General features: G+C 71.9%; 16 protein-coding genes and 1 pseudogene. 9 read left to right on the top strand and 8 right to left on the bottom strand.

What is annotated here, in order from left to right; genetic code table 11:
• Positions 1-4: 4 nt before the first annotated feature.
• The gene (locus ACX114_RS01230) at positions 5-1,039 is read right to left on the bottom strand and encodes a lysophospholipid acyltransferase family protein (RefSeq protein WP_459293874.1); all 1,035 of its coding nucleotides are present in this window, start codon (positions 1,037-1,039) and stop codon (positions 5-7) included.
• 98 nt (positions 1,040-1,137) lie between these two features.
• Here ACX114_RS01230 and ACX114_RS01235 point away from each other — a divergent pair, with 98 nt between their 5' ends.
• Positions 1,138-3,891 (top strand): M1 family metallopeptidase, encoded by a 2,754-nt coding sequence (locus ACX114_RS01235; protein ID WP_459293876.1) that lies wholly within the window; start codon positions 1,138-1,140, stop codon positions 3,889-3,891.
• Positions 3,892-3,970: 79 nt separating this feature from the next.
• On the opposite strand, the gene ACX114_RS01240 is transcribed toward ACX114_RS01235, so the two are convergent.
• Together ACX114_RS01240 and ACX114_RS01245 are read right to left on the bottom strand one after the other, a co-directional pair.
• On the bottom strand, positions 3,971-4,723 hold the full coding sequence (locus ACX114_RS01240; RefSeq protein WP_120590073.1) for an enoyl-CoA hydratase: 753 nt from the start codon (positions 4,721-4,723) through the stop codon (positions 3,971-3,973).
• Between the two features lie 11 nt (positions 4,724-4,734).
• Positions 4,735-5,655: a ribose-phosphate diphosphokinase gene (locus tag ACX114_RS01245; RefSeq protein ID WP_459293878.1), complete on the bottom strand. Its 921-nt coding sequence runs from the start codon at positions 5,653-5,655 to the stop codon at positions 4,735-4,737.
• Positions 5,656-5,788: 133 nt separating this feature from the next.
• Here ACX114_RS01245 and ACX114_RS01250 point away from each other — a divergent pair, with 133 nt between their 5' ends.
• The 3 genes from ACX114_RS01250 to orn all read left to right on the top strand — a co-directional run bounded on the left by ACX114_RS01250 (position 5,789) and on the right by orn (position 7,643).
• On the top strand, positions 5,789-6,475 hold the full coding sequence (locus ACX114_RS01250; RefSeq protein WP_459293880.1) for a phosphoribosyltransferase: 687 nt from the start codon (positions 5,789-5,791) through the stop codon (positions 6,473-6,475).
• Between the two features lie 54 nt (positions 6,476-6,529).
• Positions 6,530-6,985 (top strand): archease, encoded by a 456-nt coding sequence (locus tag ACX114_RS01255; protein ID WP_459293882.1) that lies wholly within the window; start codon positions 6,530-6,532, stop codon positions 6,983-6,985.
• Between the two features lie 106 nt (positions 6,986-7,091).
• Complete coding sequence (gene orn, locus ACX114_RS01260) at positions 7,092-7,643, top strand: oligoribonuclease (RefSeq protein WP_014393105.1); 552 nt, start codon at positions 7,092-7,094, stop codon at positions 7,641-7,643.
• 9 nt (positions 7,644-7,652) lie between these two features.
• On the opposite strand, the gene ACX114_RS01265 is transcribed toward orn, so the two are convergent.
• From ACX114_RS01265 to ACX114_RS01280, 4 genes and pseudogenes are all read right to left on the bottom strand, one after another.
• Positions 7,653-8,021: a response regulator gene (locus tag ACX114_RS01265; RefSeq protein ID WP_206786153.1), complete on the bottom strand. Its 369-nt coding sequence runs from the start codon at positions 8,019-8,021 to the stop codon at positions 7,653-7,655.
• A gap of 177 nt (positions 8,022-8,198) precedes the next feature.
• Positions 8,199-8,570 carry a class I adenylate-forming enzyme family protein gene (locus ACX114_RS01270; RefSeq protein WP_459300028.1) on the bottom strand — a complete coding sequence of 124 codons (372 nt, stop codon included), beginning with the start codon at positions 8,568-8,570 and terminating at the stop codon, positions 8,199-8,201.
• A 128-nt stretch (positions 8,571-8,698) separates the two neighbouring features.
• Positions 8,699-9,760 (bottom strand): annotated as a pseudogene (locus ACX114_RS01275) (AMP-binding protein); the annotation flags it as partial.
• Between the two features lie 52 nt (positions 9,761-9,812).
• A complete protein-coding gene (locus ACX114_RS01280) occupies positions 9,813-10,901 on the bottom strand; it encodes a hypothetical protein (RefSeq protein ID WP_459293885.1) in 1,089 nt (362 codons plus the stop codon).
• 218 nt (positions 10,902-11,119) lie between these two features.
• Between ACX114_RS01280 and ACX114_RS01285 the strand changes: the two genes are divergently transcribed.
• The 5 genes from ACX114_RS01285 (at position 11,120) to ACX114_RS01305 (ending at position 18,547) form a co-directional block, all read left to right on the top strand.
• Positions 11,120-12,364 (top strand): HlyD family secretion protein, encoded by a 1,245-nt coding sequence (locus ACX114_RS01285; protein ID WP_459293887.1) that lies wholly within the window; start codon positions 11,120-11,122, stop codon positions 12,362-12,364.
• Entirely contained in the window at positions 12,364-13,107 is a 744-nt protein-coding gene (locus ACX114_RS01290) for an ABC transporter ATP-binding protein (RefSeq protein WP_459293889.1), read from the top strand. The genes ACX114_RS01285 and ACX114_RS01290 overlap by 1 nt, the downstream gene beginning before the upstream one ends.
• 19 nt (positions 13,108-13,126) lie before the next feature.
• Positions 13,127-15,547 (top strand): ABC transporter permease, encoded by a 2,421-nt coding sequence (locus ACX114_RS01295; protein ID WP_459293891.1) that lies wholly within the window; start codon positions 13,127-13,129, stop codon positions 15,545-15,547.
• A gap of 31 nt (positions 15,548-15,578) precedes the next feature.
• Entirely contained in the window at positions 15,579-16,997 is a 1,419-nt protein-coding gene (locus ACX114_RS01300; protein WP_459293893.1) for a sigma-54-dependent transcriptional regulator, read from the top strand.
• A gap of 239 nt (positions 16,998-17,236) precedes the next feature.
• Positions 17,237-18,547, top strand: a complete 1,311-nt coding sequence (locus ACX114_RS01305) for a sensor histidine kinase (protein ID WP_459300030.1) — start codon at positions 17,237-17,239, stop codon at positions 18,545-18,547.
• On the opposite strand, the gene ACX114_RS01310 is transcribed toward ACX114_RS01305, so the two are convergent.
• Positions 18,516-19,034, bottom strand: coding sequence for a hypothetical protein (locus tag ACX114_RS01310; RefSeq protein ID WP_459293895.1), 519 nt, complete (start codon positions 19,032-19,034; stop codon positions 18,516-18,518). The genes ACX114_RS01305 and ACX114_RS01310 overlap by 32 nt on opposite strands.
• Positions 19,035-19,131 lie beyond the last annotated feature (97 nt).

Genomic DNA, 19,131 nt, shown 5'->3' on the forward strand with positions numbered 1-19,131 from the left:
CGGGCTACTTCTGCGGCGTGCCCTCGGTGAGGCCGGGCGACGGTGCCGTCGTGAGCGCCGGGGGCTGCACCTTCCAGCGGCGGTGCAGCCACAGCCACTGCTCCGGATGCCGGCGGATGGCGCGCTCCAGCGCCGCGGTGACGCGCGCGGTGTGCTCGGTGATGGGGTCCGCGCACTCGCCGGGCTTCGGCGGAAGGATGGGGCCCTCCACCTCCAGCTTGTAGCGCGCCCCCGGGCCCGGAGGCCGCACGCCCATCACCACGAACACCGGCACGCCCGTGCGCTCGGCGGCCACCGCCATCGCTGGCGTCGTGGACGCGAGCCGGCCGAAGAAGGGCACGAACACCGCGGACTTCGCGGGCAGCGCCTGGTCCAGCAGCATGTACGCGGACTCGCCGCGGTTCACCGCGTCCGTAATCTCTTGAATGGCGCCCTTCGGGTAGATGAGCCCCGCGCCCGCGCCCAGCCGGTTCTCCGCGATGCGCGTGTTCAGCGCGCCCTTGAGCGGACGCACCAGCGCGTTGAGCGGGATGCCCCAGCGGATCAGCATCTGGCCCACCAGCTCCCAGTTGCCGAAGTGCGCCGTCACCAAGAGCGCGCCCTTGCCCGTGGCCACGTGCGCCTTCAGCGCCGCGAACGCTTCCTCACCCACGATGCCCTGCTGGTCCCAGTCCGGCGTCATCCGGTCCCCGGACGGCAGCGACTCCACCACCACGCGCGCCATGGTGAGGTACGCCCCCCGCGCGATGTCGTGGCGCTCGGCTTCACTCTTCTCCGGCATCGCCTGCGCCAGGTTGTCCAGCGCCACCTTGCGGCGGATGCCCAGCGAGTAGGCCAGGTTCGCCACGAAGCGAGCGAGCGCATCCCGCGCCTTCGGTGACAACGCGGTGAGCAACGCCCAGACGCCGCGCGTCAGGAACGCCACGATGGGCCCGGGCGGTGAGCCGATGATGCGGCGCAGGTGCTCCGGTGGCCTTTTCCCCTCGGGAGGGGTGTTCGTTTGCGGTGACAGCGGATGCGAGGAGAGGGGAGCGGACACGGCGGCGCACTCCATCGCGAACGCGACCTGACAGCAAGGCCACGCGTCGCACGCTCGTCGCTACCTTGCCAGGCTGCTCTGGTCCACACTGCGCGGCCATGCCCAACCTGCTCCGTCCGGTGGCCCTGGCCACCGCAACCTTCCTTGCGGCATGCGGTGCCCGACAGGGCAACGCTCCCGCTCCCGGTGCCGTTGATGCGCCCCCCACCATCCAGGCAGCCACCGCGCCCAAGCCTCCCGAGCTGCGGCTGCCAGACGACGTGCGGCCCACGAAGTACTCCATCGTCCTGAAGATGGATCCGAAGGCGGAGGCCTTCGAAGGCACCGTCGACGTCATGCTGGAGGTGGCCAAGGCCACGAACGTCATCTGGATGCACGGCAAGAACCTCATCGTGAAGGAGGCCACGCTGGAGCAGGGGGGCGTCACGCAGACGCTCAAGGCCTCCTCCGCCGGAGACGACTTCCTCGGCCTGACGCTGGAGAAGCCGCTGGCCGTGGGCGGCGCGAAGCTGCACCTCGCGTACACGGGCATCGCGTCCGAGCGTGAGAACTCCGGTGCCTTCCGCGTCAACGAGGGCGGCGACTGGTACATCTACACCCACTTCGAGCCGCTGGACGCCCGCCGCGCCTTCCCGTCCTTCGACGAGCCCGGCTTCAAGGTGCCGTGGCAGCTCACCTTCCACGTGCCGGAAGGCAACGTGGCCGTCACCAACACGCCGCAGCTCGCGGACGAGAAGGGCGCGGACGGCTGGCACATCTACCGCTTCGCCCCCACGCAGCCCCTGCCCAGCTACCTCATCGCCTTCGGCGTGGGCCCGTTCGACTTCCTGCCCGCGCGCGACGCGGGGCAGAAGCAGGTGAAGACGCGCATCATCACGCCGCGCGGCCGGGCGAGTGAGGGCGCGTGGGCGGCGAAGGTGACGCCGGAAATCCTGGAGCGCCTGGAGGCCTACTTCGGCATCCCGTACGCCTACGAGAAGCTGGACGTGCTCGCGGTGCCGCTGATGGGCGGCGCCATGGAGAACCCGGGCCTGGTCACGTTCAACTCGCGCCTCGCCCTGGCGAAGCCGGAGGAGGACGCCATCTGGCGCCAGCGCGCGTTCGCGAGCGTGCAGGTGCACGAGCTGGCGCACCAGTGGTTCGGCGACCTGGTCACCCTGGCGTGGTGGGACGACCTGTGGCTCAACGAGTCCTTCGCCTCGTGGATGACCCCGCGCATCGTGGAGTCGTACCAGCCCACCTGGGACGCGCCGGTGGAGCGCGTGCAGGAGCGCAACGGCGCGCTGGAGGCGGACAGCCTCGTGGCCGCGCGCTTCATCCGTCAGCCCATCCAGAACCCGGGCGACATCGAGAACGCCTTCGACGGCATCACCTACAGCAAGGGCAGCGCGGTGCTGGCCATGGCGGAGACGTGGCTGGGCCGCGACGTCTTCCAGAAGGGCATCCAGCGCTACATCCGCGCGCACGCGGGGAAGAACGCCACCGCGAAGGACTTCCTGGACGCGCTGTCCGCCGAGTCCGGCAAGGACGTGTCCCAGGTGATGAACAGCTTCCTGGACCAGACGGGCGCGCCCTTCATCACCGCGACCCTGCTGTGTGACGGCGGCAAGCCGCGCGTGGCCCTCACCCAGCAGCGCTACGTGCGCCTGGGCTCCAAGGCCCCGGAGGCGCAGTCGTGGAAGGTGCCGGTGTGCGTGAAGTACCCGGGCGCGGGCAAGGACGCCACCGCGTGCACGCTGATGACGGAGCAGAAGGCGGAGGTCGCGCTGCCGGAGGCCAAGGCGTGCCCGGCGTGGGTGTTCCCCAACGCGGACGGCGCGGGCTACTACCGCATGCGCCTGTCCGACGACACGCACGCGAAGCTGATGAAGTCCGGCCTGTCGAAGCTGTCGCGCGCGGAGCGGGTAGTGCTCCTGAGTGACTCGCTGGCGCTCGCGCAGGCGGGGCTGATGCCCGCGGCGGACGCGCTGCCGCTGCTCACCGGCGTGGCGGAGGACCCGGACCGGCAGGTGCTGGAGGCGGGCCTGGACCTGATGGACCTGGTGTCGTCGCGGCTGATCACGGAGGCGCAGGAGGCGGACCGCGCCCGCTACGTGCGCGACACCTTCGGGCCGCGCGCGCGCAAGCTGGGCTTCAAGCCGCGCGCCGGGGAGAGCGAGGACATGCGCCTCTTGCGTCCGCGCCTGCTGGAACTCGCCGGCAACGAGGGCGACGACCCGAAGCTCATCGCGGAGGCGCGCACGCTGGCGGAAGCGTGGCTCAAGGACCGCAAGGCGGTGGCGCCGGACGTCGTGGGCCCGGTGCTCGCCATCGCGGTGGAGCACGGGGACGCGGCCCTGCACGCGAAGCTGATGGAGGCCCTGCGCGTGGAGACGAGCCGCGTCCAGCGCCAGCAGCTCCTGGGCGGCCTGAGCCACGTCTCGGACCCCAAGCTGGTGAAGGCGAACCTGGAGCTGCTGCTCGACCCGAAGCAGGACATGCGTGAGAACCTGTGGCTGCTGATGGGCGCGTCGCGCGACCCGCGCACCCGCGACACCGCCGTGGAGTTCCTGAAGGCGAACTTCGACACGCTGGTGGGCACCGACGACAAGCCGGGCCTCTTGCCGGAGGGCATGGGCTCGCGGCTGCCGTACATGGGCGCCGGCTACTGCGACGCGGCCAAGCGCCAGGAGGTGGCCGCCTTCTTCGAGCCGCGCGTGAACCGGGTGCCGGGCACCGAGCGCGTGCTGCGGCAGGTGCTGGAGATCGTCGACCAGTGCATCGCGCTGAAGGAGGCCCAGGGCGCGAGCATCGGGGCCTTCCTGTCCGGCAAGCCCGCGAAGACGCCGCAGGCGCCGCCCGCGCCCCGGTAGTCCGTCCCTGAAACGACACCGGGTCCGCGTGACATGCACGCGGACCCGGGAGTGCTGCCTTCGTCGCGGCGAAAGAGGACTACTTCCGGCCGCGCGACATGAAGGACATGAAGGCTTCCTTCGCCTCGTCGGACGCGAGGCGCTGGACGAACTCGGCGCCCTCGCGCTTGAGGGCGGCGTCCACCTGCTCCCGCAGCGGACCGCGGATGAGCGCCTTCGTCACCTTCAACGCCTGGGCGGGGCGCTGGGCCAGGGCGCGGGCGCGCTCGGTGGCGACCTCCTTCAGCTGCGCCTCCGGGACGGCCTTGTTGATGATGCCGGCGCGCAGCGCGGTGGCCGCGTCGAACGGGTCACCAAAGAGCAGCAGCTCCGACGCCAGCGCGAAGCCCGCCGCGCGCGGGAGCAGCAGGCTGCTGGCGCCTTCCGCGCACAGGCCCAGGTTGACGAAGGGCATGCTGAAGCGCGCCTTCTCCCCGGCCACCACGTAGTCGCAGTGCAGGAGCATGGTGGTGCCAATGCCCACCGCCGCGCCCTCCACAGCCGCCAGCACCGGCTTGCTCAGGCCGGCCAGGGCGCGCAGGTACTGGAACACCGCGCTGTCCTCGCCCGTGGGCGGGTGCTCCAGGAAGTCGCCAATGTCGTTGCCCGCGGTGAACGCACCGCCCGCGCCGGACAGGAGCACCACCCGGACGTCCTCGCGGCGCTCCGCCTCCTGGAGGGCGGCGGTGGCGGCCTCGTACATGGCGTGGGTGAAGGCGTTCTTCTTCTCCGGCCGGTTGAAGGTGACGGAGAAGACCCCGGCGTCGAGCTGCGTCAGAAGCGTGTCGGACATGGCCGGGCAGACTAACGCGCGTCGGGCCGCAGTGCGCGCAAGAGCAGCGGGGCCAGCGTCACCACCTGGTGCGGGAAGGGCAGGCCCGTCCGGGGCTCCACACTGTCCGTGCTGACCAGCCGCTTCACCGGCACGCCGTGCAGGCGCTCCAGCGCGGGGCCCACCAGCAGCGCGTGCGTGGTGGCGAGGATGAAGTCGTCCACGCAGCCCTCGCCCTTCAGCTCCTTCGCCGCCGCCGCCAGCGTGCCGCCGGTGGACACCATGTCGTCCACCAGGATGGGGCGCATGCCGCGCACCTGGCCCAGCAGGCCCAGCGTCTCCACGTCGTTGCCGCTCAGCCGCGCCTTGTGCACCACCGCCCACGGGCGGCCGAGCAGCTTCGCCAACGCCTCCGCCCGCTTCACCGCGCCCAGGTCCGGCGCCACCACCACCGTCGTATCGCTGACGTGGGGGCGCAGCGCGTCCGCCAGCAGCGGCAGCGCGGACAGGTGCTCCAGCGGGGCGCCGAAGCAGCCCTCCAGCGCCGGGTTGTGCAGATCCACGGTGAACACGCGCGTGAAGCGGCCGTGGGACACCATGTCGGCCACCAGACGGCCGCCCAGGGGCTCACCCGGCCGGGCCCGCCGGTCCTGTCGCGCGTAGCCCACGTAGGGAATCACCGCCTCCAGCGAGGCCGCGCCCGCCCGCCAGCACGCATCCGCGAGCAAGAGCAGCTCCATCAGGTTCTCGCCCACGGGCGGCGTGGAGGACTGGAGGACGACGACGCGGCGGCCCCGCACCTCCTCCGGGGGCACCTCGATGTGCAGTTCTCCATCCGGGAAGCGCTCCCGGTTCACCCCCACCGGCTCCGCGCCGAACGCCTGGGCGAGCGCACGGCCGAGGTGGGGACTGGCACTGCCGACGACGAGGGCGATGGGCGTCATGGGCGTCATGGGGCCGCACCCTAGCGCGGGAGGCACTCGCGGTGCCCTGGCCCCCCGGGCATGCCGCCAGGAGAGCCACTGAACGTGCCTCCGCCGACACACTCCGGAGGGAAGAGCACCTTCCGGGGGTGGAGGCTGGCCAATGCGTTTCCGGGACAGGGCGGAGGCGGGACAGAAGCTCGCGGGGGTGTTGACGCCCTACCGCTCCGGGGACGTGTGCGTCCTGGGGCTGACACGCGGCGGGCTGCGCGTGGCGTACGAGGTGGCCCGGGCCTTGAGGGCTCCTTTGGACCTGTGGGTGGCGCGCCGGCTGCGCGTGCCGGGGGGCCGCCTCACGCTGGGCGCGGTGACCGAGGGCGGCGGGCTGTACCTGGACCCCCAGGCCGCGGTCCAGGCGAAGCTGCCCGGGGAGGCGCTCCAGCGCTTCGTGCACGACGAGGTGGACGACGTGGAGCGGCAGGCCCGGCAGCTGCGCGGCGGCCTCACGCCGCGGATCCGCGGGTGCATGGCGCTGCTGGTAGATGACGGGATGGTGACGGGCGCCACCATGGCCGCGGCGCTCCTGGCGCTGAAGCAGCAGGGCGCGCGCCAGCGCATCGTGGCGGTGGGCGTGGCGACGCCGCGCTCGCTGGAGCTCGTCCGGAGCCGCGCGGACGCGGTGCACGCGCTGACGCTGGACCCCACGCTGCGCGAGGTCTCCGACGCCTACGACACCTTCCCCGCGCTCAGCCAGGACGAGCTGCGGCGCTGGCTCACGCGCGCCCGGGAGGCGAGCCCCGCCCGGGCGGAGGGACTGGCGCCGGACTTGGCGGGCGGGTGGTGGTTCTGACGGGGCTTTCCGGAAGAACGGAAGCGGATGACGACGAGGACATGAGGAGGACGTATGGACGTGGAAACCGTGCACGCGGAAGACCGCAGGCCCCGGACGCACTGGGAGCACTTCACCCACGATGAGCTGCTGGGGGTGCGGGGCGTGGGCCGCTCCATGGAGCAGGCCTTCGAGATGGCGGCGCTGGGACTCTGCGCGTTGGTGACGGACCCTCGGAGCGTGGAAGCGCACGAGGAGCTGGAGGTGGCCTGCCAGTCCGCGGACCATGACCAGCTGCTCGCGGACTGGCTGCGCGCGGTGGTGGGCGCGATGGCCGGACGGCGCCTGCGCTTCCAGTGCTTCGTGGTGCGGCTGGACGGGCTGAACCTCTTTGGCCACGGCTTCGGTGAACGCGCGGGACAGGCACGCCATGGCACGAACGTGGCGGTGACGGGCGCGTCGCTCACGGAGGTCTCCGTGCGCCAGGGGCCGGAAGGCGTGTGGACCGCCGAGGCGCTGGTGGACTTCTAGGGAGGCAGGCGGGCGCGGCGGGAGGATTCGTCCACGCAAGGGATGCGCCGGGGCTCCGGGCTGCTATAGGGACGTTTCCCTCTTCGCGACCAGGACCCTTCCGGACATGGCTTCCCGTGACATCCGCTTCGTGTGGCTCGACCTGGAGATGACCGGGCTGGACCCCAATACCTGCGGCATCATCGAGGTGGGCATCATCGTCACCGGCCCGGACCTGCGCCCCCTGGGCGAGTTCGAGCGCGTCGTCTGGCAGCCGGAGGAGATGCTCCAGCGCATGGAGCCCGTCGTGCGTGAGATGCACACGAAGAACGGCCTCCTGGAGAAGGTGCGCGCGTCCACGTCGTCCCTGCGCGTGGTGGAGCGCGAGGTGACGTCCTTCATCGCGGACTACTGCGACCTGGGCGAGGGCATCCTCGCGGGCAACTCCATCCACACGGACCGGCGCTTCCTCATCGACCACATGCCCATGGTGGACCGCTACCTGCACTACCGCATGGTGGACGTGACGAGCCTCAAGGTGATTACCCGCGCCTGGTATCCGGCGCTGGTGGAGCCGCGCAAGCCGCCCTCCGGGCACACCGCGCTCGCGGACCTGCGCTCCAGCATCAGCGAGCTGCAGTACTACCGGGACGTCCTCTTCCGCGCGACGCCGGGCTGAAGGCCGGCTTCAGGCGAGGGCCCCGTCCGCGGGCAGCTGCTTCTGGATGGTGCCCAGCAGGTCGTCCAGCTCGAAGGGCTTTGCGAGGAAGTGGGAGCTGGCGCGGCGCTCCTCGTCCGTGAGGCGGCCCGCGCTCATCACCACCACGGGCAGGTCGCACAGGTCGGGGTGGGCGCGGATGCGGCGCAAGAGCTCGCCGCCGTCCATCACCGGCATCATCAGGTCGAGCAGCACCAGGTCCGGCTTGGACGCCAGGAGCCGCTGGAGGCCCTCGTCGCCGTTGTACGCGGTGACGATGTCGTAGCCCTCCAGGGACAGGATGTCCTCGAGCGCCTCCACGATGGCGAGCTCGTCGTCCACGATGAGCAACCGCTTCATGCGCGGGCCCCCTCCACTGCCCGCACCCGGCCCGGGCCCCCTGTCGGCCGGGAGGCCGGGGGCGGGCTGGACGGAATGCGGGCGGGATGGGACTTCACGCGGTGGCTCCATTTTCTCTCGCCGGAGAAGGTAGGTCCGCGCGCCAGTTCGGCCAGGGGCCGGTGTGGGTTCTGTTGGTCAGGTGGCGGTGGATGTGTCCGGGGAGGCGGCCAGGCGCTCCTTGAGGATGTGTTTCTGGACCTTTCCGAGCGCGTTGCGGGGAAGGGCGTCGGTGAAGACGACGCGGCGGGGCTTCTTGAAGGCGGCGAGCCGTTCGCGGCACCAGTCCACCAGGGCCTGGGCGTCGGTGGGGGCGCCGGGGTGGGGGACGATGACGGCGACGACCTGCTCACCGAAGTCCGGGTCGGGCAGGCCCAGGACGGCGGCCTCGGCGACGGCGGGGTGCGCGGTGAGGACCTCTTCGACTTCGCGGGGGTAGATGTTGAAGCCACCGCTGATGATGAGCTCCCGGGCCGGCCGGTGATGCGCAGGAATCCGTCCGGATCCCATTCGCCCAGGTCGCCGGTGCGGAACCAGCCGTCCGCGTCGAAGGCCTCGGCCGTCGCGTCCGGGCGGCGCCAGTAGCCGGTGAAGACGTGGGGGCCGCGGACCTCGATCTCGCCCGTCTCGCCGCGGGGCAGGGGCTGACGGGAGCGCACGTCCACGACGCGGGCCTCCTGGCCGGGGAAGGGCATGCCCACGGTGCCGGGGCGGCGTTCGCCGTCGTAGGGCTGGGTGGTGTTCATGATGGTCTCCGTCATCCCGTAGCGCTCCAGGATGCGGGCGCCGAAGCGCGCCTCGATGTCCAGGCACAGCTGGGGGCTCAGGGGGGCGGAGCCGGAGACCCACAGGCGCAAGGGGTGCGGCGTCACGCCGGTGCGGCGGGACTCCTCCAGCAGGCGGCCGTACATGGTGGGCACGCCGAAGAAGAGGGTGAGGGACGCATCGTCATGCAGGGCGGTGAGCGCCTCGGAGGCGACGAAGCGGCGGCGCAGGTCCACGCTGGCGCCGGTGAAGAGGGTGCCGTGCAGGCCCACCATGAGGCCGTGGGTGTGGAAGAGCGGGAGGGTGAGCAGCAGCCGATCCGCGTCGGTCCAGCGCCAGGCTTCGGTGACGGCGCGCACGTTGGAGAGCAGCTGCCGGTGCTGGAGCATGGCGCCCTTGGAGCGGCCGGTGGTGCCGGACGTGTAGCCCAGCACGGCCAGGTCCTCCGCGCGAGGCAGCGGCAGGGACGCGGTGGACGCGGAGCCGAGCGCGAGCACGTCCTGGAACGCCACGGTGGGGAGTGGGAACTCCGCTGGGGGCGGCTCCACGGTGATGAGCCATTGCAGCGAGGGCAGTTGGTCGCGCAGCGGGGCCAGCTCCGAGGCGCCAGAGGTCCCGGTGACGCAGACCTTCACCTCCGCGTCGGAGAGGATGTGGGCCAGCTCCACCTGGCGGTAGGCCGTATTGACGAGCACGGCGACGCAGCCCGCGGCCTGGACACCGAGCCAGGTGATGACGAACGCGTCGCTGTTCTCCAGGAAGAGCGCGACGCGGTCACCCGGAGCCAGCCCCCGGGCCTTGAGTCCGCGAGCAAACGCGGTGACCCGCTCCGCCAACTGACCGCGCGTGTACGTGGTCCCCTCGAAGGAGAGCAACGGGCGCGAGGGCTCGTGACGGGCATGGTCCAGGAACACTTCAAGCAGGGAGGCCGGCATGGCGCGCGAGCCTACCCGGGACGGGATACGCCAGGCGCGGCGTTCCTCTCGCCTAGAACAGCGAGACGCCCAGCGTGACGCTGGCCAGGAAGCCGCCGTGCTGGCTGGTGGCGATATCCAGGTCGTCGATGATGTTCGGGTCGCGGCCGTCCGACGTGCGCCAGTTGTCCTCACGCAGGCGGAAGCCCCAGCCCGCGCGCAGGCCCAGGTACATGGGGCCCATCGACTGACGCATGCCCACCGCCAGCGTCGCCACCGGCGTGAACAGCTTCTCCGTCCTCCACTCCTCCGACTCGTCGCCAATGGTGAGGGTGGTCGTCGACGTCGTGCCCATGTTGAAGCTCATGCCCGCCTCCAGGAACGGGCTCGTGCGCACCTCGCCCAGCGGATACAGACGCGCCACCGGACCCACGCGGAAGCCCCAGGCTCCCGTGCCGGCGCTCAGGTTGAGCCCCAGGACGGGCGCCACCCGGTACTCCAGCTCACCGCCAAAGATGCCGGACGGGCTGTTGAATCCCAACGCGAGGCCCAGGTCCATGTTCGTCCGGCCACCGCGCCGGGGAGGCCGCTGCGGGCCCTCCGTCTCGCGCCCCATCGAGTCCCCGGACATGCCCTCATCACGGGGCGCGTCGTTGCTCAGACGCTCCGACACCAGCGAGTCCGAGCCCGCCGCGGCGGGCACCTCCGCCGCCGCCACCGGCATCTCCTGGCTCGCGGCCTCCAGCTTCTGGGCCTCGGCCAGCACCGCCTGCGCCATCACCACCGAGCCCTTGTCGCTCAGGCTGGGATTGACGAACTCATACGCCAGCGTCTTGGTGCGCACCGGCGTGTGCGTCGTGGCCAGTTGATACGTCAGCCGGTACTTCTCCCCGGCCCGCGTCACCTTCGCGCTCACCGTCACGTCGGGCGAACCCTCGTGCTGAGGGTCCATCAGGATGGCTTCCGTGGTGGCGCTCTTCAGCGCCTCCTCGATGCCGTAGCGCGTGCGCTCCGCCACGGTGCTCGCGGTCAGCCCGCTGGCGTCCACCTCGCTGCCCACGTCCGTGAGCTGGAGATACAGGGCATCCGCGAACGCGGAGAAGGGCAGAAGGGTGGCGGCCAGCAGCATGCCGGCGCGCGTCCGCAGGGCGGTGGAGCGCATGGGGTGTTCCTCGAAATTGTGTGGGAATTGAACCGAGCAGGCAGACGGCCTGACGCTGTTTCTATTCAGCCCCAGTGCACTCTTTCGCGGTGTCCGTTCCTGGGACGCGCCCTTCGCGCAAGCGGTCAGCGCGCCCGCGCAGCCCTCCGCCGCCCTCGTGTTTCCGGGGGCTTGGCCCGGCTCGAAGCCCTGGCACACGGCTCGCTATGGACCGGGGCGTGGACATCCCGAAGCCCAAGGCCCCGCGCCGCAAACCCTACCTCCTGGCCGCCCTGGGCCTCGCCGCGCTCGTGGCGGTGACGGTGGGCCTGTCCCGGCTGCGCCCCGCCGCGCCCACCGTGGACAAGGCCTCGGTGTGGCTGGACACCGTGAAGCGCGGCCCGCTGGTGCGCCAGGTGAAGGGCACCGGCTCGCTGGTGCCCGAATCCATCCGCTGGCTCACCGCCGACACCGCCGGCCGCGTGGAGCGCATCCACGTGAGGCCCGGCGCCACCGTCACCGCCGGCACGGTGCTGCTGGAGCTGTCCAACCCGGACGTGCAGCTCCAGGCCCTGGAGGCCGAACGCCAGCTCGCGAGCGCCGAAGGCGACTTCCTGGAGCTGCGCGAGCTGCTCCAGACGCAGCGGCTGTCCCAGCAGGCCACCGTGGCCACCCTCACCGCCGAGTCCGCCGACGCCACCCGCCGCGCCCAGGCCAACGCCGAGCTCTTCCAGAAGGCCTTCGTCGGCGACCTGGAGACGCGCCAGGCGCAGGAGAAGGCGCAGGAGGCGAACCAACGTCTGGAGTTGGAGCGCCAGCGCCTGGATGTCATGTCCCAGAGCCTGCGCCAGCGCCTCGCGTCCCAGCAGGAGCAGGTGGAGCGGCTCAAGGCCGTGGCGCGCTTCCGCCGCCAGCAGGTGGAGTCCATGAAGGTGCTGGCGGGCGAGGACGGCGTGCTCCAGGAGCTGCCGCTGGAGCTGGGCCAGTGGGTGACGCCCGGCGTGCTCCTGGCCAAGGTGGTGAAGCCGGAGCGGCTCAAGGCGGAGCTGAGAATCGCGGAGACGCAGGCGCGAGACATCCTCCCGGGCCTGAAGGCGCAGGTGGACACGCGCAACGGCGTGGTGGAGGGCACCGTGGCGCGCGTGGCCCCCGCGGCCAGCCAGGGCACGGTGCGCGTGGAGGTGTCGCTGCCGGACGCGCTGCCCAAGGGCGCCCGGCCGGACCTCACCGTGGAGGGCACCGTGGAGCTGGAGCGGCTGGACGACGTGCTGTCCGTGGGCCGTCCGGCGGGAGCGCAGGCGGAGAGCACGCTGGCGCTCTTCCGGCTGTTGCCCGGAGGCGACGAGGCGGTGCGCATCCCCGTGAAGCTGGGCCGAGGCTCGGTGAACGCGGTGGAGGTCGTGCAGGGACTTTCAGAAGGCGATCAGGTGGTGCTGTCGGACATGGCCGCGTGGGATGCGGTGGAGCGCGTGAGGCTGCGATGATGACGACGATGACAAACGACCGCGAGGCGAAGGCCGTGGCCCCGGGCGCGGTGCCGGGCAAGACGCTGCTCCAGCTCGACGGGCTCACCAAGGTGTTCGAGACGGAGGAGGTGGAGACGCACGCCCTCTCCAACATCCAGCTCACCATCCGCCAGAACGAATGGGTGGCCATCGTCGGCCCGTCCGGCTCCGGCAAGTCCACGCTGCTCGCGGTGCTGGGGCTGCTCGATACCGCCACGCGCGGCAGCTACCTGCTGGATGGCAGGAGCGTGCTGGAGCTGTCGCCCACGGACCGGGCGAAGGTGCGCAACCAGCACATCGGCTTCATCTTCCAGAGCTTCAACCTCATCGGAGACCTCACCGTCTTCGAGAACGTGGAGCTGCCGCTCACCTACCGGGGACTGCCCGCGCAGGAGCGCAAGCAGCGCGTGGAGCGGGCCCTGGAGCGCGTGGGCATGGCGCACCGGGCGCGGCACCTGCCGGGGCAGCTGTCCGGCGGCCAGCAGCAGCGCGTGGCGGTGGCGCGCGCCGTGGCGGGAGACCCCCTCATCCTCCTGGCGGACGAGCCCACGGGCAACCTGGACTCGAAGAACGGCGAGGCGGTGATGCAGCTCCTGTCCGACCTGCACAAGGCGGGCTCCACCCTCTGCATGGTGACGCACGACCCGGCGCACGCGCGCATCGCCACGCGCACGGTGAGCCTGTTCGACGGCCGCGTCGTGCAGGACGAACAGCTTCGCTGAAGGACGGGGGACAAAGGCCATGGAACACCTGCTCGGTGACTTGCGCTACGCGTGGCGCTCCCTGAAGAACGCCCCCGGCTTCGTGGCGGTGGCGGTGCTGACGCTGGCCCTGGGCATCGGCGCGAACAGCGCCGTGTTCAGCGTGGTGAAGGGCGTGCTGCTCACCCCGCCGCCGTTCACCCAGCCGGACCGGCTGGTGCTGCTGGCCCCGAACTTCGACGCCTTCGGCCTGAAGGAGGTGTCGAACTCCATCCCCGAGTACCGGGACCTGACCACGCACACGCAGGCCTTCACGTCGCTGGCGGCCTTCCGGCCCGACGACATGACGCTCACCGGCGGGGACTCACCCCGGCGCCTGCACGTCGTCGTCGCCACGGCGTCCTTCCTGCCCACGCTGGGCGTCGCACCGGTGCTCGGCCGGGGCTTCACGCAGGAGGAGGAGACGCCGGGCCAGGACAAGGTCATCGTGCTCACGGACACCGCGTGGCGCACCCACTTCGCGAAGGATCCGGAGGTGCTGGGGCGCGTGCTGCGATTGGACGGCGTGCCGCACACGGTGGTGGGCGTGCTGCCCCCGGGCGCCGTCTATCCGGAGGACACGGAGGTGGTGCTGCCCCTCGCGCCCACGCCCGAGCAGCAGGCGGAGGCCCGGCGCGGCAACCGCTTCCTCAACGTGATGGCGCGGCTCAAGCCGGGGATGACGCTGGACGGAGCGCGCGCGGACCTGGTGCGCATGGGCAACGCGCGCCCGGCGGACCTGGTGAGCCGGTACCGGGAGTGGGGCTGGTCCATGAGCGTGAAGCCGCTGGAGGACCAGATCGTGGGCGGCGTCCGCGAGACGCTGTGGCTGCTCTGGGGCGCGGTGGGCTTCGTGCTGCTGGTCGCGTGCTCCAGCGTGGCCAACCTGCTGCTCGCGAGGGCGGTGTCCCGGGGCCGCGAGGTGTCCATCCGCGCGGCGCTGGGCGCGGGCCGGCTGAGACTGGTGGCGCAGTTCCTCACGGAGAGCCTGGTGCTGTCGCTGGTGGCGGGCGCGGTGGGATTGCTGCTCGCGCTGTGGGGCACGGACGCGCTGGTGGCCACGGTGGGCGAGGGCCTGCCCCGGGCGCAGGGCGTGAAGCTGGACGTGGCCTCCGTGCTCTTCACCCTGGGGGTGTCGGTGCTCACGGGCGTGCTCTTCGGTCTGGTGCCCGCGCTCCAGGCCAGCCGCGCGGACCTGCACGCGGCGATGCGCGAGGGCGCACGCGCCACGGGGAGCCACCGCACGGGCCGGCTGCGCGCGGCGCTGGTGGTGGCGCAGGTGTCGCTCGCGCTGGTGCTGCTGGTGGGCGCGGGCCTGTTCGTGAAGAGCTTTCTCGCGCTCCAGCGCGTGGACGCGGGCTTCGAGTCCGACGGCGTGCTCACCGGAGCGCTCGCGCTGCCCAAGGTGCAGTACCCGGACCCGGCGAAGCAGGCGGCCTTCCTGCAGGCCCTGGTGCCCCGGCTCCAGGCGCTGCCGGGCGTGGAGTCCGCGGGGCTCACGAACCTGCTGCCGCTGGGGGGCTCCGCGGACCGCAGCTTCGACATCGAGGGGCGTCCGCGCCAGCCGGGTGAGCAGTGGAAGGCGGTGGAGTTCCGCGCCGCCACGCCCGGCTACCTGAACGCGCTGCGCGTCCACCTGCGGCAGGGCCGGCTGCTGGAGGACTCGGACGGGCCGGGTGCGCCCTGGGCGGTGGTCATCAACCGCTCCTTCGCGGACCTCTTCTGGCCGAAGGGTGACGCGCTGGGGCAGCGGGTGAAGCTGCACGGCCAGGACATGCAGTGGGCCACGGTGGTGGGCATCGTGGACGACCTGCGCGAGTGGGGCCTGGACGTGCCGTCGCGCCCGGCGGCTTACTACTCGCTGTCGCAGTTGCCGGACGTCTCCATGGGCCTGGCGGTGCGCGTGAAGTCCGGGGACCCGGAGGCGCTGCGTGTCCAGGTGGAAACGGAGGTGCGCGCGGTGGACGCGGACCTGCCGCTGTTCGACGTGTCCTCGCTCACGCACCGGATGGACCAGTCCACGGGGCCCCGGCGGTTGTCCGCGCTGGTGATGGGGCTGTTCGCGGGCGTCGCGCTGCTGCTCGCGGCGCTGGGGCTGTCGGGCGTCATCGCCTTCTCGGTGACGCAGCGCACGCGGGAACTGGGCATCCGCATGGCATTGGGCGCGGCGCGAGGCGACGTGCTGCGGCTGGTGCTGGCGCAGGGCCTGCGGCTGTCGCTCACGGGCGTGGCGGTGGGGCTGTGCCTGTCATTGGGATTGGCGCGGCTCTTGGGGTCGCTGCTGTATGGCGTGTCGGTGGACGACCCGTGGACGTTCGGCGGGGTGGCGCTGCTCCTGACCGGGGTGGCGCTGGGGGCGTCCTGGCTGCCGGCCCGGCGGGCGACGCGCGTGGACCCCATCATCGCGCTCCGGGCCGACTGACCTTCCTCCTTTTCTGGCACAGTCCCGAACCGTGGCGTCCTCCGTGTCCGAACCCACTGCTCCTCTTCCGCGTACCACCCGCATCCTCGTGGCCGACGACCAGCCGGACGTGCTGGAGGCGTTGCGGCTGCTGCTCAAGCGCGACGGCTACACGGTGGTGAGCGCGCAGTCCCCCGCGGGCGTGAAGGCCACGCTGGACGCGGAGGACGTGGACCTGGTGTTGATGGACTTGAACTACGCGCGCGACACCACGTCCGGGCGCGAGGGCCTGGACCTGCTGGGCGAGCTGCGCGCGAGGGACGCGCTCTTGCCCGTGGTGGTGATGACGGCGTGGAGCAGCGTGGAGGGCGCGGTGGAGGCGATGCGCCTGGGCGCGCGCGACTACGTCCAGAAGCCCTGGGACAACACGCGCCTGCTGGCCACGCTGCGCACGCAGTTGGAGCTGTCCCGGGCATTGAAGCGCGGCCGGCGGCTGGAGGAGGAGAACCAGCACCTGCGCCGCGAGCAGGGCGGACGCTCGCCGCTGGTGGGTGAGTCGCGGGCGATGCAGCCGGTGCGCAGGCTCATCGAGCGGGTGGCGCCGTCGTCGGCGCCGGTGCTGGTGACGGGGGAGCACGGCACGGGCAAGGAGGTGGTGGCGCGGCTCCTCCATGCGGCGAGCACGCGCGCGGACCGGCCCTTCGTCGCGGTGAACTCCGGCGGCCTGTCCGAGGGCGTCTTCGAGAGCGAGCTCTTCGGTCACGTGAAGGGTGCCTTCACGGACGCGAAGACGGACCGCATCGGCTGCTTCGAGCTGGCGGACGGCGGCACGCTCTTCCTGGATGAGATCGGGAACATGCCGCTCACGCAGCAGGCGAAGCTGCTGCGGGTGCTCCAGACGGGGGAGTTGCACCCGGTGGGCTCGTCGCGGACGCGGCGCGTGGACGTGCGCGTGGTGAGCGCGACGAACGTGGACCTGGGCCGCGCGGCGGCGGAGGGCCGCTTCCGCGAGGACCTGCTCTACCGGCTCAACACGGTGGAGGTGCAGTTGCCGCCGCTGCGGGAGCGGCGCGAGGACATCCCGCTGCTCGCGACGCACTTCCTGGCGGCGCAGGGGCAGCGCTACGGCCGTCCCAACATCCACCTGGCCCCGGGAGCGCTGGAGGCGCTCATCGCGTACCCCTGGCCGGGCAACGTGCGCGAGCTGGAGCACGCGGTGGAGCGTGCATTGCTGATGGCGGTGGGGGACCGCGTGGAGGCGGAGGACCTGCTGCTCAAGCGGATGGCCCCTCCGGGCGGAGGAAGCACGCGCCTGGAGGAGATGACGCTGGAGGAGGTGGAGCGCTACCTCATCGAGCGAGCCCTGGGCCGGCATGACGGCAACGTGAGCGAAGCCGCGAAGGCGCTGGGCCTGTCGCGCAGCGCGCTCTACCGGCGGCTCCAGTACTACGGCATCAAGGGCGCAAGGTGAAACGCGGTCCCGCGGAGCCGCACGACCCTGGCGTCACGACGCTCGCTGAGGAGCGCCGGGCGCCATCGCCGAACGGCCCGAGCGCCACGACGCACGCAGAGGCGAGGCAGGCGCCTGCACCGCAAGACTTGAGCGCCACGACGCACCCGGAAGAGCGGCAGGAGCCGGCGCCGCAAGACTCGCGCATCACCAAGCACGCGCACGAACCGAGCGCACGCGTGCCGTATGACCTGCGGGTGATGTGGCTCGCGGTCCTCGCGGGCCTGCCCGCGGTGCTCGTGACGCTTGCGCTCCTGTGGACGGGGGACTTCACCGCCAAGGTGCGCTGGACGCTGTCCGTGCTCGTGGTGGGCATCCACGCCGGAGCCTGTCTGGCGCTGCGCGAGCGCGTCGTGCGGCCCCTGCACACCGTGGCGGGCCTGCTGGCCGCGCTGCGTGAAGGCGACTACTCCGTGCGCGGCCGGGGCGGACGCGCGGGGGATCCGCTCGGGGAGGTGCTCCTGGAGGTCAACGCCCTGGGGGACACCCTGCGCGAACAGCGCCTGGGCGCCATGGAGGCCGGCGCACTCTTGGGCCAGGTCATGGAGGCCATCGACGTCGCGGTGCTCGCCTTCGACGCCGCCGGCACCCTCAAGCTGGTGAACCGCGCGGGCGCCCGGCTCGTGGGCCTGCCTCGCGCGCAGTTGTTGGGCCAGCGCGCCGAAGCCCTCGGCTGGAGCGACCTGCTGGAAGGCCCCGCCCCCCGCCGCCTCACGCGCGTCTTCGCGCAGCAGGACGGCGGCCCCTACGAGCTGTGGCGAGGCACCTTCCGCGAAGGCGGCCAGCCCCACCAACTGGTCGTGCTCACCGACCTGCGTCTGGCATTGCGCGAAGAGGAGCGCGAAGCCTGGCGCCGGCTGGTCCGCGTGCTCAGCCACGAAATCAACAACTCCCTCACCCCCATCCAATCCATCGCGGACGCCCTCCGGGACACCGTCGCCCAGGTGCCGCGCCCCGCGGACTGGGAGGAGGACACCCGTCACGGCCTGGGCATCATCGCCCGCCGCGCGGAGGCCCTGTCCCGCTTCATGTCCGCCCACGCGCGGCTCGCGCGCCTGCCGCCCCCCACCCTGGGGCCCGTGGAGGTGGAGCCCTGGGTGCGGCGCGTGGTGGCCCTGGAGCCGCGCCGCCCCGTCGCCGTGCGCCCGGGCCCCGTCCTCACCGTGTCCGGTGACGGCGACCAACTGGAGCAACTGCTCATCAACCTGGTGCGCAACGCCGTGGACGCGGTCCTGTCGGAGGGGAGCACGGGCGGTGTCTGGGTTTCCTGGGCGGTGCACGCCCCGGGCGCCGTGGAGGTCTGGGTGGAGGATGAAGGCCCCGGCCTCGCGGACACCGCGAACCTCTTCGTGCCCTTCTTCACCACCAAGCCCCAGGGCAGCGGCATCGGCCTGGCGCTCAGCCGGCAGATCGCCGAAGCGCACGGAGGCAGCCTGCGCCTGGAGAACCGCACGGACGGCCGGGGCTGCCGCGCGAGGCTCAAGCTCCCGCTGGACGCTCCGCGCGCCTGAAGCCCTTCTTGCCGGACGAGGACTCGGGGCCCGTGGGCCCGGCGGGAGCGGCCTCGGGCTCCGGCACGGGCGCGGCCAGCCGGTAGAGCAGCGCGGTCGCCGCCCAGAAGAACAGCACCGTGAAGCCCACGTGGATCCACCGCGCCCCGGACCACTGCTGGAGCGAGCGGGGCAGCGCCTCCAGCGCGACGAAGCCGCCCATCCACTGCCCCAGCCAGCACAGCGCCGTCACCCACAGCACACGCTGCCACGACGCCACCCGCGTGCGCCCGAAGGCATAACGGTGCAGCGCCCACAACAGCCCCGCGGCGCAGCCCCACAGCGCCAGACGTGTCAGGGAAAGGCCCCGGTGCGAAGGACCCCATGGGTCCAGCTCCAGCACCCCGAAGCTCGGCGCCAGGATGAGCACCTGCACCAGCAGCACCCGGCGCACCCGCTCCGTCAATCCCTTGAGGAGCTGTCCATACGTCCAGGTCAGCGCAATCATTGGAGCCCTCCTCGGGCACGAATGAGCGGTGCTGCAAGAGAAGAACGGTTCGCCCTTTATTTCTTGATTTATTTGATTGGGAAGGACTCCCCGGCTC

This window comes from Corallococcus sp. M7 (assembly GCF_054512695.1).

Coding starts and splice junctions, on each gene's coding strand:
- orn (WP_014393105.1), top strand. CDS start 7,092: ATGGCTTCCCGTGACATCCGCTTCGTGTGGCTCGACCTGGAGATGACC.
- ACX114_RS01265 (WP_206786153.1), bottom strand. CDS start 8,021: ATGAAGCGGTTGCTCATCGTGGACGACGAGCTCGCCATCGTGGAGGCG.
- ACX114_RS01255 (WP_459293882.1), top strand. CDS start 6,530: ATGGACGTGGAAACCGTGCACGCGGAAGACCGCAGGCCCCGGACGCAC.
- ACX114_RS01250 (WP_459293880.1), top strand. CDS start 5,789: ATGCGTTTCCGGGACAGGGCGGAGGCGGGACAGAAGCTCGCGGGGGTG.
- ACX114_RS01240 (WP_120590073.1), bottom strand. CDS start 4,723: ATGTCCGACACGCTTCTGACGCAGCTCGACGCCGGGGTCTTCTCCGTC.
- ACX114_RS01280 (WP_459293885.1), bottom strand. CDS start 10,901: ATGCGCTCCACCGCCCTGCGGACGCGCGCCGGCATGCTGCTGGCCGCC.
- ACX114_RS01305 (WP_459300030.1), top strand. CDS start 17,237: ATGTGGCTCGCGGTCCTCGCGGGCCTGCCCGCGGTGCTCGTGACGCTT.
- ACX114_RS01290 (WP_459293889.1), top strand. CDS start 12,364: ATGACGACGATGACAAACGACCGCGAGGCGAAGGCCGTGGCCCCGGGC.
- ACX114_RS01245 (WP_459293878.1), bottom strand. CDS start 5,655: ATGACGCCCATGACGCCCATCGCCCTCGTCGTCGGCAGTGCCAGTCCC.
- ACX114_RS01270 (WP_459300028.1), bottom strand. CDS start 8,570: ATGGGATCCGGACGGATTCCTGCGCATCACCGGCCGGCCCGGGAGCTC.
- ACX114_RS01310 (WP_459293895.1), bottom strand. CDS start 19,034: ATGATTGCGCTGACCTGGACGTATGGACAGCTCCTCAAGGGATTGACG.
- ACX114_RS01235 (WP_459293876.1), top strand. CDS start 1,138: ATGCCCAACCTGCTCCGTCCGGTGGCCCTGGCCACCGCAACCTTCCTT.
- ACX114_RS01295 (WP_459293891.1), top strand. CDS start 13,127: ATGGAACACCTGCTCGGTGACTTGCGCTACGCGTGGCGCTCCCTGAAG.